The 13,614-nt window shown below is 63.3% G+C and carries 9 protein-coding genes, 3 tRNA genes and 1 pseudogene; 9 read left to right on the forward strand and 4 right to left on the reverse strand.

Features of this window, described 5'->3' with window-relative positions:
- Positions 1–72: 72 nt before the first annotated feature.
- From lon to BSY239_RS07020, 6 genes are all read left to right on the forward strand, one after another.
- Complete coding sequence (lon, locus tag BSY239_RS06995) at positions 73–2,505, forward strand: endopeptidase La (protein WP_069046212.1); 2,433 nt, start codon at positions 73–75, stop codon at positions 2,503–2,505.
- Positions 2,506–2,603: 98 nt separating this feature from the next.
- Positions 2,604–2,679 (forward strand) — tRNA-Gly (locus BSY239_RS07000).
- A 73-nt stretch (positions 2,680–2,752) separates the two neighbouring features.
- Positions 2,753–2,826: transfer RNA gene (locus BSY239_RS07005), tRNA-Cys, on the forward strand.
- 113 nt (positions 2,827–2,939) lie between these two features.
- A tRNA-Leu gene (locus BSY239_RS07010) sits at positions 2,940–3,032 on the forward strand.
- A 40-nt stretch (positions 3,033–3,072) separates the two neighbouring features.
- Positions 3,073–3,696 carry a DUF6806 family protein gene (locus tag BSY239_RS07015; RefSeq protein ID WP_069046213.1) on the forward strand — a complete coding sequence of 208 codons (624 nt, stop codon included), beginning with the start codon at positions 3,073–3,075 and terminating at the stop codon, positions 3,694–3,696.
- An 89-nt stretch (positions 3,697–3,785) separates the two neighbouring features.
- The gene (locus BSY239_RS07020) at positions 3,786–5,099 is read left to right on the forward strand and encodes an MFS transporter (RefSeq protein WP_069046214.1); all 1,314 of its coding nucleotides are present in this window, start codon (positions 3,786–3,788) and stop codon (positions 5,097–5,099) included.
- On the opposite strand, the gene murI is transcribed toward BSY239_RS07020, so the two are convergent.
- Together murI and BSY239_RS07030 are read right to left on the reverse strand one after the other, a co-directional pair.
- Complete coding sequence (murI, locus tag BSY239_RS07025) at positions 5,088–5,888, reverse strand: glutamate racemase (RefSeq protein WP_069046215.1); 801 nt, start codon at positions 5,886–5,888, stop codon at positions 5,088–5,090. The genes BSY239_RS07020 and murI overlap by 12 nt on opposite strands.
- Positions 5,885–7,438: a fumarate hydratase gene (locus tag BSY239_RS07030; protein WP_069046216.1), complete on the reverse strand. Its 1,554-nt coding sequence runs from the start codon at positions 7,436–7,438 to the stop codon at positions 5,885–5,887. Before BSY239_RS07030 ends, murI begins: the two co-directional genes overlap by 4 nt.
- Positions 7,439–7,563: 125 nt before the next feature.
- Here BSY239_RS07030 and fumC point away from each other — a divergent pair, with 125 nt between their 5' ends.
- Positions 7,564–8,949, forward strand: coding sequence for a class II fumarate hydratase (fumC, locus tag BSY239_RS07035; RefSeq protein WP_069046217.1), 1,386 nt, complete (start codon positions 7,564–7,566; stop codon positions 8,947–8,949).
- A 55-nt stretch (positions 8,950–9,004) separates the two neighbouring features.
- Here fumC and BSY239_RS07040 read toward each other — a convergent pair whose 3' ends face one another.
- Positions 9,005–9,604: a TIGR00645 family protein gene (locus BSY239_RS07040; protein WP_069046218.1), complete on the reverse strand. Its 600-nt coding sequence runs from the start codon at positions 9,602–9,604 to the stop codon at positions 9,005–9,007.
- A gap of 214 nt (positions 9,605–9,818) precedes the next feature.
- Here BSY239_RS07040 and acs point away from each other — a divergent pair, with 214 nt between their 5' ends.
- Positions 9,819–11,813, forward strand: a complete 1,995-nt coding sequence (acs, locus tag BSY239_RS07045; protein ID WP_069046219.1) for an acetate--CoA ligase — start codon at positions 9,819–9,821, stop codon at positions 11,811–11,813.
- 83 nt (positions 11,814–11,896) lie between these two features.
- Here the strand turns inward: acs and BSY239_RS07050 are convergent.
- Positions 11,897–12,169: pseudogene (locus BSY239_RS07050) on the reverse strand (IS3 family transposase); the annotation flags it as partial.
- Between the two features lie 67 nt (positions 12,170–12,236).
- Here BSY239_RS07050 and BSY239_RS22010 point away from each other — a divergent pair.
- Positions 12,237–13,613, forward strand: coding sequence for an IS30 family transposase (locus BSY239_RS22010; protein WP_083239850.1), 1,377 nt, complete (start codon positions 12,237–12,239; stop codon positions 13,611–13,613).
- Position 13,614: the final 1 nt, after the last annotated feature.

The raw sequence follows: 13,614 nt of genomic DNA on the forward strand, positions 1-13,614 counted from the left end.
CAGTGCCCCAGCGATGCGTCCGGTTGATATCGCCCGCACCAACCCCAGTTACCCGTTTTAGTCGAGGTTGAAATGTCCGGACAAACTCCTCTCCCCAGCTCCCCGGTGGAACTTCCGCTGCTGCCCCTGCGCGACGTGGTGGTGTTCCCGCACATGGTGATCCCGCTGTTCGTGGGCCGACCCAAGAGCATCAAGGCCCTCGAGTCCGCGATGGAATCCGAGCGCCGCATCATGCTGGTCGCGCAAAAGGCCGCCGCCAAGGACGAGCCCTCCACCGACGACATGTTCGAAATGGGTTGCGTGGCCACCATCCTGCAGATGCTCAAGCTGCCCGACGGCACCGTGAAGGTGCTGGTTGAGGGTGTGCAGCGCGCCAAGGTGCTGGCCATTCGCGACAGTGAGAGCCATTTCATCGCCAGCGTGAGCCCGGTCGACCCGGCGGTTGAGCGTGCGGACACACAGTCCAATGAGCTCGAAGCGCTGCGCCGCGCGGTCATGCAGCAGTTCGACCAATACGTCAAACTCAACAAGAAGATTCCGTCCGAGATCCTCACGTCGATCTCCAGCATCGATGATCCGGGTCGTCTGGCCGACACCATCGCCGCGCACCTGCCGCTCAAGCTCGAATCCAAACAGGTCGTGCTCGACCTCGACCCTGTCAACAAGCGGCTGGAGAACCTGTTCGAGCAGCTCGAGCGCGAAGTCGACATCCTCAACGTCGACAAGAAGATCCGTGGCCGCGTGAAGCGGCAAATGGAAAAGAACCAGCGCGACTTCTACCTGAACGAACAGGTCAAGGCCATCCAGAAAGAACTGGGTGAAGGCGAAGAGGGCGCAGACATCGAAGAGATCGAGAAGAAGATCAAGGCCGCCAAGATGCCCGCCGAAGCGCGCAAGAAGGCCGATGCGGAGTTCAAGAAGCTCAAGCTGATGTCGCCCATGTCGGCCGAAGCCACCGTGGTGCGCAACTACATCGACGCTCTCGTGGCGCTGCCCTGGAGCAAGAAGACCAAGATCAAGCACGACCTCGCGCACGCCGAGGCGGTGCTCAACGAAGACCACTACGGGCTGGAGAAGGTCAAGGACCGCATCCTTGAGTATCTTGCTGTGCAACAGCGCGTGGACAAGGTGAAGGCCCCCATCCTGTGCCTGGTGGGCCCACCCGGTGTGGGCAAGACTTCGCTCGGGCAGTCGGTGGCCAAGGCCACCGGGCGCAAGTACGTCCGCATGGCCCTGGGCGGCATGCGCGACGAGGCCGAGATCCGTGGTCACCGCCGCACCTACATCGGCGCCATGCCCGGCAAGGTGCTGCAAAGCCTCTCCAAGGTCGGCACGCGCAACCCGCTGTTCCTGCTCGACGAGATCGACAAGCTCGGCACCGACTTCCGTGGCGATCCGTCGAGTGCCTTGCTCGAAGTGCTGGACCCGGAACAGAACCACACCTTCGGTGACCACTACGTCGAGGTCGATTTCGATCTGTCCGATGTGATGTTTGTCGCGACCTCGAACTCGATGAACATTCCGCCGGCCCTGCTGGACCGCATGGAAGTGATCCGCCTCTCGGGTTACACCGAAGAGGAAAAGACCAACATTGCAATGCGCTATCTGCTTCCCAAGCAGCTCAAGAACAACGGCCTGAAAGAGGGCGAGCTGGAGGTGAAGGAAGAGGCGGTGCGTGACATCGTGCGTTACTACACCCGCGAAGCCGGCGTGCGTTCACTCGAGCGTGAACTCTCCAAGATCTGCCGCAAGGTGGTCAAGGGTTTGCTGCTCAAGAAGTACACACCGACCGTGGTGGTGGACGCCGAAAATCTGAACGATTTCCTGGGCGTGCGCAAGTACAGCTACGGGCGTGCCGAGGCACAGAACCAGGTGGGCCAGGTGGTCGGTCTGGCCTGGACCGAGGTGGGTGGCGATCTGCTGACCATCGAAGTCGCGATCATGCCGGGCAAGGGCATCATCACCCGCACGGGTTCGCTGGGCGACGTGATGAAGGAGTCGGTCGAGGCCGCACGCACCGTGGTGCGCAGCCGCGCCCGCATGCTGGGCATCAAGGACGAACAGTTCGACAAGCGCGACATCCACATCCACGTGCCGGATGGCGCCACGCCCAAGGACGGCCCGAGCGCGGGCGCGGCCATGACCACAGCCCTGGTGTCGTCCATCACCGGCATCCCGGTGCGGGCCGATGTGGCGATGACCGGTGAAATCACCCTGCGTGGCGAAGTCACGGCGATCGGCGGCCTGAAAGAGAAGTTGCTGGCAGCTTTGCGCGGCGGCATCAAGACGGTGATCATCCCCGAAGAGAACGTCAAGGACCTCGCCGACATTCCCGACAACGTGAAGCAGGGTCTGGAGATCGTGCCGGTGAAATGGATCGACAAAGTGCTGGCGATTGCTCTCGAACGCCAGCCCGTTCCGTTGACCGACGAAGAGGTGGCGGCGCAGATTGCTGCGGCCTCCACACGTGCGTCCACGCCCGGGCAGGACGCGGTGAAACACTGATCAAAAAATTTGAGGGGGCTTGAAAGAGGCCCATTTTTTAGGTTAGAATTTCAGCTTCCGGCAGACAAGCGGAACAGCACTGAAAAGTGTTGAGAAATGCGGGAATAGCTCAGTTGGTAGAGCGCAACCTTGCCAAGGTTGAGGTCGCGAGTTCGAGTCTCGTTTCCCGCTCCAGATTCAAAAAGGGAAGCTCTGCTTCCCTTTTTTGTAGCCTTTTCAGATTGATGCTTCCGGCATCGACCCTGATGGCGCGATAGCAAAGCGGTTATGCCCCGGATTGCAAATCCGGTTAGTCCGGTTCGACTCCGGATCGCGCCTCCAGATCATCAGCAACCCCGCCAACACGTTTGTTGCCGGGGTTGTTTCATTTCAGCCGAGCGCAGCCTGCGAGGGCCGATCTGTGAAGTGTCGACACCTGCGACAATCCACCCTCGGCCTCGATGGTGAAATTGGTAGACACAGCGGACTTAAAATCCGCCGCCATCCCGAAAGGGAGCGTACCGGTTCGACCCCGGTTCGAGGCACCAGGCTAGGTTTTTTCCGGTTTCGCCGGTACAGTGAGTTTTCATGACCCGATACAACGCGCCCTTCGAGATCCACGTGCACGGCGATGTGCCTTTGCGCGACGACGTGGTCTTTGCCCAGATCCAGGACGCACTGAAGCCGCTGTGGGTCTACGCCGGCGCCAAGTCGTTGGCTGCCGCGGCCGAGAGCAGCTACGAAGACGAACCGGGCATCCGTTTCGATGCCGAATCCCATGTGCTGCAGATCTGCTGGACCGTGCCCGGCGACGAAGATTTCCGCCAGGTGATCGAAGAGGCCTGCATGGGTCTCAACGACATTGCATCCACTGGCGCACCGTTGGAGGTCTCGTTCTACGACGCCGAGTTCGACGAGGAAGACGAGTCTTCCGAAGAAGAGGCACGTGACGATTTCCTGATGTGTTTTGTGGGTCCCACGCCCGCGGCCATCATGCAGGTGCAACGCGATTTGCTGGTGCAGGACGTGCTGCACATCATGGAGCGTCACTTCGATGCATCCGAGTTGGGCGACGTGGTCGGGTCGATCGACAAGCTCTTCACCCAGCGCTTCGACGCGCTGGTGAATTCCATGCAACTGGGCAAACCTCCGCGCGGTTACGGCGGCCAGTCGGGCCACGGCGGTCCGCGCAAGCCGCGCCATCTGCACTGATCTCTGGCCGGGGTTTCTCCGGCCCTGACATGACCAGGCACTAGACTGCGCACCACGGCGGAATTCCGAATCCGCCGCCCGGAGCGCCCATGTCTTTCTTTTCCAACGATGCCCTGAACCCCGGCGTGCGCAAGCGCGAGGTGTTTGGCTGGGCGATGTTCGACTTTGCGAACTCGGGCTACACCACTGTGGTGTTGACCGCGGTGTTTGCCGCTTACTTTGTGGGTGCCGTGGCCGATGGTGCCGAATGGGCCGCATTTGCGTGGACCGCGGCCCTGAGCTTGTCGCACCTGATCGTGATGCTGACCATTCCGGCCATGGGCGCCTGGGCCGATCAACACGGCGCGAAGAAGCGGCTTCTGATGATCACCACCGCCGGCTGTGTGCTGGCCACGGCAACGTTGGCCTTGGTGGGGCCAGGCGCGGTGGTGCTGGCCATGGTGCTCATTGTGGTGTCCAACGTGTTCTTTGCCTGGGGCGAGTCGCTGGTAGCGGCCTTCCTGCCTGAGCTGGCCAAGCCCGCGGCCATGGGGCGTGTGAGTGGTTGGGGCTGGAGCCTGGGGTACTGCGGCGGCATGCTGGCGCTCGGCCTGAGCCTGGCCTATGTGTTGTGGGCGCAAGCGCAGGGGCAGAAGGCGGCTCAGTTCGTTCCGGTGACCATGTTGATCACGGCGGCGGTGTTCGCGTTGGCTTCGATCTTCACGCTGGTCTTGTTGCGTGAGCGCGCGCAACCCCTCAAGGGCGTGTCGGGTTCCGCCTGGCGCCAGTCGTTCAGGCAACTGCGCAGCACGTTCCAGCAGGCGCGACGCTACCAGGACTTCATGTGGTTGCTTGCCTGCGCCACGGCCTACCAGGGGGGTGTGGCGGTGGCGATCACGTTGGCAGCGATCTACGCCGAGCAGGTGATCGGCTTTGTGCAGCAGGAAACCATGGTGCTGATCTTCGTGCTCAACATCGCCGCCATGGTGGGTGCGTTCGCGTTCGGCTACTGGCAGGATCGACTGGGCCACAAGCTGGCGTTGGGCATCACCCTGGTGGGATGGGTCGTCACCTGCGTCATCGCGGCCATCACCACCACCAAGGGCGGCTTCTGGTACGCCGCGGCCATCGCCGGCGTGTGCATGGGGTCCAGCCAGTCGTCTGGCCGGGCCATGGCCGGCATGCTGGCACCACCGGCCCAACTGGCCGAGTTCTTTGGCCTGTGGACGTTCGCCACGCGCGTGGCCAGCATCATCGGGCCGCTGAGCTATGGCGCCATCACGTGGATGACCGGGGGCAACCAGCGACTGGCCATCGGGTCCACCGCCGTGTTGTTCGTGATCGGGCTGGTGCTGCTGATCCCGGTCAACATGAAGCGCGGCCGCGCTGCCGCGCTTGAACCGGCGAACGTTTCAGGTCGCTAGTTTCTCTGCGCGGATTTGCAGGCCGAGCCATCGCTGGGCGGCCACAGCCAGTGCGGCGGGATCGCCGGTGGACAACAGCACGGGCGGTGTTGTGTTCGCGTCCATGGTTGCCGTCACGCCCAGCACGTCGCGTGTGCGGCGCGCCACCGCTTCGCCGGTGTCGACCAGTGCCACGCCGGCGCCCAGCAATTGCGTCAGCATGTAGGCGGCAAACGGGTAGTGGGTACAGCCCAGCACCACGGTGTCCATGTCGCCGGGTGCTTCGTCGCGAAGCGCGTGAACGTAGCGCTCGCACAAAGCCTGCTGCGCCTGCAGGTCGCCACGCTCGATCGCGTCGGCCAGACCGTCGCAGGGCTGGCAGGCGAAATGAACGGGACTTGAGGCGGTGTTTTCCAGTTGCGCGCGCAGGCGCGCGAAACGTTTGCTGTTGAGCGTGCCGCGCGTGGCCAGCACCCCGATGTGTCGCGTCCGGCTCGTCGCAGCGGCGGGCTTGAGCGCGGGCTCAACGCCCACGATGGGCAGGTCAGGGTGTGCATCGCGCAAGCTGTCGATGGCGAGTGCTGTGGCGGTGTTGCACGCCACCACCAGGGCGTCAATGTGGTGGGTCTGGCGCAGCCAGGCGGTGATGCGTTCTGATCGCTCGGTGATCTCGGCAACCGTGCGTTCGCCATAGGGCGCGTATGCGCTGTCGGCCACGTAGATGAAACGCACCCCGGGCAATTCGGCCAGCAGGGCGCGCAGCACACTCAGGCCACCGACCCCGCTGTCGAACACCCCGACGGTTTTCAAGCAGCAGCGACGCTGATGCCCTTGAACTCACCGGTGGCGATGCGCTGTTTCCACTCGGCCGGGCCGGTGATGTGCGCGCTGGTGCCGCCCGAGTCCACCGCCACCGTCACCGGCATGTCCACCACGTCGAACTCGTAGATGGCTTCCATGCCCAGGTCTTCAAAGCCCACCACCTTGGCGTGTTTGATGGCCTTGGACACCAGGTAGGCGGCGCCGCCCACGGCCATGAGGTAGGCGCTCTTGTGCTGCTTGATGGATTCGATGGCGACCGGGCCGCGCTCGGCCTTGCCGATCATGGCGATCAGGCCGGTCTGCTCCAGCATCATGTCGGTGAAGCCGTCCATGCGGGTGGCGGTGGTGGGCCCGGCGGGGCCCACCGCTTCGTCGCGCACCGGATCGACCGGGCCCACGTAGTAGATGACGCGGTTCGTGAAGTCCACCGGCAGCTTTTCGCCCTGGGCCAGCATGGTCTGGATGCGCTTGTGCGCGGCGTCGCGGCCGGTGAGCATCTTGCCGTTGAGCAGCAGCGTCTGGCCGGGTTTCCAACTGGCCACCTCGGCCTTGGTGAGTTTGTTCAGGTCCACACGCTGGCTTTTCTGCGTGTCGGGCACCCAGTTCACGTTGGGCCAGAGGTCCAGGCTGGGCGCTTCCAGATACACCGGGCCGCTGCCGTCGAGCACGAAGTGCGCGTGGCGCGTGGCGGCGCAGTTGGGGATCATCGCCACGGGCTTGCTGGCCGCGTGCGTGGGGTACATCTTGATCTTGATGTCGAGCACGGTGGTGAGGCCGCCCAGGCCCTGCGCGCCGATGCCCAGGGCGTTGACCTTCTCGTACAGCTCCAGGCGCAGCTCTTCCACCTGCGTGAGCTTCTCGCCCTTGGACGCCTTGGACTGCAGCTCGTACATGTCGATGTCGTCCATCAGGCTCTCCTTGGCCATGAGCACGGCCTTCTCGGCGGTGCCGCCGATGCCGATGCCCAGCATGCCCGGCGGGCACCAGCCGGCGCCCATGGTGGGCACGGTCTTCATCACCCAGTCGACCACCGAGTCGCCCGGGTTGAGCATGATCATCTTGCTTTTGTTCTCGCTGCCGCCGCCCTTGGCGGCCACGGTCACTTCCACCGTGTCGCCGGGCACGAGCTCGGTGAAGATCACCGCGGGCGTGTTGTCCTTGGTGTTCTTGCGCGCGAACTGCGGGTCGGCCACGACCGAGGCGCGCAGCTGGTTGTCGGGGTGGTTGTAGCCCTGGCGAACGCCTTCATTGATGGCGTCTTCCAGGCTGCCGGTGAAGCCGTCGAGGCGCACGTTCATGCCGACCTTGAGGAACACGTTGACGATGCCGGTGTCCTGGCAGATCGGGCGGTGGCCGGTGGCGCTCATCTTGCTGTTGGTCAGGATCTGCGCGATGGCGTCCTTGGCGGCGGCGCTTTGCTCGCGCTCGTAGGCGCGGGCGAGGTGGGCGATGTAGTCGGCCGGGTGGTAGTAGCTGATGTACTGCAGGGCGGCGGCGACGGATTCGATCAGGTCGTTCTGGCGGATGCTCGTGGTCATGGCGGTGGGGAGGTTGGTGTCGGGGATCTGTTGCCGAGGGGGCCGCACAAGTGCACAGTCTGCTACGGTGGGCCAGCCGGTATTTTGACAGGTCGTCCCAACGCCGGCTGACACAGGAGAGTGCCATGAAGACCCGCATTGAACGCGACACCATGGGCGAGGTGGCGGTGCCCGCCGATCGCCTGTGGGGTGCGCAGACGCAGCGCTCACTGCAGAACTTCGACATCTCGGGCGAGCGCATGCCGCGCGAAATCATCCGCGCGCTGGCGCAGGTCAAGCGCTCATCGGCCGTGGTCAACCTGGCGCTCGGCCTTCAGGATGCGCAGAAGACCGACGCGATCATGGCGGCAGCTGACGAGGTGATCGCCGGGCAGCACGTGGCCGAGTTTCCCCTGGTGGTGTGGCAGACCGGATCGGGCACGCAGACCAACATGAACCTCAACGAGGTGTTGGCCAACCGCGCCAGCGAGTTGCTGGGCGGCGAGCGCGGCGAGGGCCGGCAGGTGCACCCCAACGACGACGTGAACCGCAGCCAGTCGAGCAACGATGTGTTTCCCACCGCCATGCACGTGGCGGCGGTGGACGCGATCGTGCACCGGCTGCTGCCTTCGCTGGCTTTGCTGCGCAGCACCCTGGCGCAGAAGGCCGCCGAGTTCACCGACATCGTGAAGATCGGCCGCACCCACCTGCAGGACGCCACGCCGCTGACCCTGGGGCAGGAGTTCTCGGGTTGGGTGGCCCAGCTCGCACACGGCGAAAAGCACGTGCGCGACGCGTTGCCCCACCTGTGTGAACTGGCCTTGGGCGGCACCGCGGTGGGCACCGGCTTGAACGCCCCCAGGGGCTACGCCGAACAGGTGGCGGCCGAACTGGCGCGGCTCACAGGGCTGCCCCTCGTGACGGCGCCCAACAAGTTCGAGAACATGGCCAGCGTGGATGCCTTGGTGCACGCCCACGGCGCGCTCAAGACCCTGGCCGCCAGCCTGAACAAGATCGCCAACGACGTGCGCTGGCTGGCGAGCGGTCCGCGCAGCGGCATTGGCGAGCTGAGCATCCCCGAGAACGAGCCGGGCTCATCCATCATGCCGGGCAAGGTCAACCCCACGCAAAGCGAAGCGGTGACCATGCTGTGCGCCCAGGTGATGGGCAACGACGTGGCCATCAACATCGGCGGCGCCTCGGGCAACTTCGAACTCAATGTGTTCCGGCCGATGGTGGCGCACAACTTCCTGCAGAGCGTGCGCCTGCTGGCCGACGGCATGAAGAGCTTCAACGACCACTGCGCCGTGGGCATCACGCCCAATCACGAGCGCATCAAGGAACTGGTGGGACGTTCCCTGATGCTGGTGACCGCGCTCAATCCACACATCGGCTACGACAAGGCCGCCCAGATTGCGAAGAAGGCGCACAAGGAAGGCACCAGCCTGCGCGAGGCGGCCCTGGCTTCGGGCCATGTGACGGCCGATCAGTTCGACCAGTGGGTGCACCCTGAAAACATGGTCGGTCGCTGACGCACAGGCGAAAAAAAGCGGCCGTGAAGGCCGCTCTTTCCCGCTGCTGCGGCTCTCAGTGCTTGCTGCCCACCGGGGGTTGCATCAGTTTGTCCGTCATGGCAATCGCCATGGCGCTGAGCAGGAAGACCACGTGGATGATGGTCTGCCACATCAGCACCTGCTCGGTGTAGTTGGCGGCGTTGATGAAGGTCTTGAGCAGGTGGATGGAGCTGATGCCGATGATGGCGGTGGCCAGTTTCACCTTGAGCACCGACGCGTTCACATGGCTCAGCCATTCGGGCTGGTCGGGGTGGTTCTCCAGGTGCATGCGGCTCACGAAGGTCTCGTAGCCGCCGATGATCACCATGATCAGCAGGTTGGAAATCATGACGACGTCGATCAGCGCCAGCACCACCAGCATGATCACCGTCTCGTTGAGACCGGTCAGTTGAACGTCGGTCTTGTAGCCAATGCTGCTGACCAGTTTGTCCAGCGCGATCTGGCTGCCGAAGGCGGCTTCCACCAGATGCACCAACTCCACCCAGAAGTGAAAGACGTAAATACATTGGGCCGCGATCAGGCCGATGTAGAGCGGCAACTGCAGCCAGCGGCTGGCAAAGATCAGGTTGGGCAGGGCGCGGATCGGGGCGGGAGTTTTGACAGGGTCGGTCATGGGGAAAGGGCGATGCGCCGGGTGCCCGGGGCGGGCGGCGGCAAGGTCGGCGTATTGTAGGGTGGCGAGGCCTTCGCACCCGGGTTTGTACCGATGTCCTGCCGCCGTGCGAGGCTGTCCCAATGGGTGCTTGTGTGCCATGTAAGTGGCTCGTAAGAGCCTGTGCCCACAGTCATTGGTTGACCCGAATCCACAACACCTGAGGAGACTGCCCATGTCCGCACCGTCGACGTCCATCGAATCGACCCTGATCGAGAACCGCGTTTTTGAGCCCACCGCGGCCACCGTCAAGGCCGCGCGCGTCTCGGGCATGGCGGCCTACCAGGCGCTCTGTGACGAGGCCGACAAGGACTTTGAAGGTTTCTGGGCCCGACTGGCCCGCGAGACGCTGACCTGGAACAAGCCGTTCACCAAGACGCTGGATTCATCAAACGCGCCGTTCTACAAGTGGTTTGAAGACGGCGAGCTCAACGCCTCGTACAACTGCCTGGACCGCCACATGGGCACGCCGGTCGAGAACAAGACGGCGATCATCTTCGAAGCCGACGGCGGCGAGGTGACCAAGGTCACCTACAAGGAACTGCTCGCCAAGGTGTCGCGCTTTGCCAATGCGCTCAAGGCGCGCGGCGTGAAGAAGGGCGACCGAGTCGTCATCTACATGCCCATGACGGTTGAAGGCGTGGTGGCCATGCAGGCCTGCGCCCGCATCGGCGCCACGCACAGCGTGGTGTTCGGCGGCTTCTCGGCCAAGGCCTTGCAGGAGCGCATTCAGGACGCGGGTGCCGTGGCAGTGATCACCGCCAACTACCAGTTGCGCGGCGGCAAGGAGCTGCCACTCAAGGCCATCGTGGACGACGGTATCGCCATGGGCGGCTGCGAGTGCATCAAGAACGTGATCGTGTTCCAGCGCACGCCCACCGCCTGCAACATGGTGGCCGGGCGCGACAGCTTCATGCACGAGGTGATGGCCAGCGAATCCGACGTGTGCCCGGCCGAGATGGTGAGCGCGGAACACCCATTGTTCGTGCTCTACACCTCCGGCTCCACCGGCAAACCCAAGGGCGTGCAACACAGCACCGGCGGCTATCTGCTGTGGGCCAATCTCACGATGAACTGGACCTTCGACCTGAAGGCCGACGACATCTTCTGGTGCACCGCCGACATCGGCTGGATCACCGGCCACACCTACGTGGCTTACGGCCCGCTGGCCGCTGGCGCCACGCAGATCGTGTTCGAGGGCGTGCCCACCTACCCGAATGCCGGGCGCTTCTGGCAGATGATCGAGAAGCACAAGTGCACCATCTTCTACACCGCGCCCACGGCGATCCGCTCGCTGATCAAGGCCGCCGAGGGCGACGAGAAGGTGCATCCTGCGCGCTCCGACCTGTCGAGCCTGCGCCTGCTCGGCTCGGTGGGCGAACCCATCAACCCCGAAGCCTGGATGTGGTACTACAAGCACGTGGGTGGCGAGCGCTGCCCCATCGTGGACACCTTCTGGCAAACCGAGACCGGCGGCCACATGATCACGCCGCTGCCAGGTGCCACGCCGCTGGTGCCGGGTTCGTGCACGCTGCCGCTGCCGGGCATTGCCGCGGCCATCGTTGACGAAGCCGGCATGGATGTGCCCAACGGCTCGGGCGGCATTCTGGTGGTCAAGAAGCCCTGGCCTTCCATGATCCGCACCATCTGGGGCGACCCGGAGCGTTTCAAGAAGAGCTACTTCCCTGACGAACTCAAGGGCTACTACCTGGCGGGTGACGGCGCGGTGCGCAGCGCCGACCGCGGCTACTTCCGCATCACCGGGCGCATCGACGACGTGCTCAACGTCTCGGGCCACCGCATGGGCACGATGGAGATCGAATCGGCGCTGGTCGGAAAAACCGATCTGGTGGCCGAAGCCGCCGTGGTGGGCCGCCCGGACGACCTGACCGGAGAGGCCATCGTGGCCTTCGTGGTGCTCAAGCGCTCGCGCCCCACCGGCGAAGAAGCCAAGGCCATCGCCAAGGTGCTGCGCGATTGGGTGGGCAAGGAGATCGGCCCGATCGCCAAACCCAAGGACATCCGCTTCGGCGACAACCTGCCCAAGACCCGCAGCGGCAAGATCATGCGGCGTCTGCTGCGCTCCATCGCCAAGGGCGAGGCGATCACGCAGGACACCTCGACGCTGGAGAACCCCGCCATCCTGGATCAGTTGTCGGAGAACAACTGATCGCTCGGGACTCTGGTCCCAATCAGGCAACAAAAAACCCGCTGGACTCCTGAACTGACCCCAATTAGTTGGACGGTTAGAAGTCAGCGGCTCAAGGCCTGAATCCGGTATTGAACTGGACTCAGGCCTTTGAGTTTGAGCTTGATGCGGTGGTGGTTGTAGTAGTGGATGTAGCGATGTAGGCCTTGCTGGAGTTGCTTGATGCTTGCGAATTTGGTCAAGTAGAAGAACTCGCTTTTCAACGTGCCGAAGAAGCTCTCCATCGCTGCGTTGTCCAGACAGTTGCCCTTGCGCGACATGCTTTGGTGCAGTCCATGGTCGATGAGTTGGCGTCTGTAGGCGGGCATCTGGTACTGGGCGGATTCAACTGGTCGTCGCAACACCTTCAACCAGGAGGTGTGTATGGGGCGACCCGCAGGATGGATGAAGCAATTGACAGGGAGAGACGCGATGCGCTCCCCGGGGGCTCCTGCACTTCGGCGAGAGGTCGAGCGCCAGTTCTGGGTACAGATTGCAACCGGAATCACCAGTGAGAGGGCAGCCGAGGCGGTAGGCGTATCGCAGGCGGTGGGCTCGCGCTGGTTCCGGCATCGTGGCGGCATGCCATTGTTCATGTCGAAACCTGTATCTGGAAGATATCTGTCGTTCGCGGAGCGAGAAGAGATTGGACTTCTGCGAGCTCAAGATGTCAGCGTGCGGGAGATCGCTCGTCGTATTGGTCGAAGCCCCTCAACTGTTTCGCGGGAGTTGACGCGCAACGCTGCGACCCGCAGTGGCAAGCTCGAGTACCGGGCCTCAGTAGCGCAGTGGAAGTCGGATCTGGTCGCCAGAAGGCCCAAGCCTGCCAAGCTTGTGACGAATCAGCGTTTGCGCGTCTATGTCCAAGACCGTCTGGATGGCAAGATCCGCGATGCCCAAGGACGGGAGGTGGCTGGACCTCGACAGGCTCCTTTCATCGGCCGCAACAAGCCTCATCGTGGTGACCGCAAATGGGTCAATGGCTGGTCGCCAGAGCAGATTGCAAACCGCCTGCAGGTCGACTTCCCGGATGATCCGTCCATGCGCATCTCTCACGAAGCCATCTACCAAGCGCTCTATATCCAGGGCAGAGGCGCCCTCAAGCGTGAGCTTGTGAGCTACCTGCGTACGGGGCGTGCTTTGCGCACACCCCGGGCCAGGTCCCAAGCCAAGGCATGGGCACATGTCAGTGAAGAGGTGATGATCTCCAGCCGCCCTGCTGAGATAGAAGATCGTGCGGTACCCGGTCACTGGGAAGGGGACCTGATCATCGGCCTGGACAGGTCGGCCATTGGCACGCTGGTGGAACGGTCAAGCCGTTTCACCATGCTCGTGCACCTGCCGCGCGAGGAAGGCTATGGACTGATTCCTCGAACAAAGAATGGTCCTGCGCTGGCAGGTTACGGAGCCATAACCATGGCCAACGCCCTCAAGAGAACAGTGACCAAGCTGCCTACCCAGCTATGGCAGTCATTGACTTGGGATCGTGGCAAGGAGCTATCCGACCATGCACGGTTCACCATCGAGTCCGGGGTGAAGGTCTTCTTTGCCGATCCTCGCAGTCCATGGCAGCGCGGTACGAACGAAAACACAAACGGGCTGCTGCGCCAATACTTCCCCAAAGGCACCGACCTGTCTCGCTGGAGCGAGCAAGAGATTCAAGCCGTGGCACTGACCTTGAACAACAGGCCACGCAAGACGTTGGGTTGGAAGACTCCGGCGGAAGCGCTCAATGACTACCTAAAATCGGCTGACCAACCCGGTGTTGCGACGACCGGTTGAA

It is taken from the genome of Hydrogenophaga sp. RAC07 (assembly GCF_001713375.1).
Taxonomy (GTDB): domain Bacteria; phylum Pseudomonadota; class Gammaproteobacteria; order Burkholderiales; family Burkholderiaceae_C; genus Hydrogenophaga.

Bases quoted from the DNA above. Each gene is read 5' to 3' on its own strand.
- lon (WP_069046212.1), top strand. From the start codon at position 73: ATGTCCGGACAAACTCCTCTCCCCAGCTCCCCGGTGGAACTTCCGCTG.
- BSY239_RS07015 (WP_069046213.1), top strand. From the start codon at position 3,073: ATGACCCGATACAACGCGCCCTTCGAGATCCACGTGCACGGCGATGTG.
- BSY239_RS07020 (WP_069046214.1), top strand. From the start codon at position 3,786: ATGTCTTTCTTTTCCAACGATGCCCTGAACCCCGGCGTGCGCAAGCGC.
- BSY239_RS07030 (WP_069046216.1), bottom strand. From the start codon at position 7,438: ATGACCACGAGCATCCGCCAGAACGACCTGATCGAATCCGTCGCCGCC.
- fumC (WP_069046217.1), top strand. From the start codon at position 7,564: ATGAAGACCCGCATTGAACGCGACACCATGGGCGAGGTGGCGGTGCCC.
- BSY239_RS07040 (WP_069046218.1), bottom strand. From the start codon at position 9,604: ATGACCGACCCTGTCAAAACTCCCGCCCCGATCCGCGCCCTGCCCAAC.
- acs (WP_069046219.1), top strand. From the start codon at position 9,819: ATGTCCGCACCGTCGACGTCCATCGAATCGACCCTGATCGAGAACCGC.
- BSY239_RS22010 (WP_083239850.1), top strand. From the start codon at position 12,237: ATGAAGCAATTGACAGGGAGAGACGCGATGCGCTCCCCGGGGGCTCCT.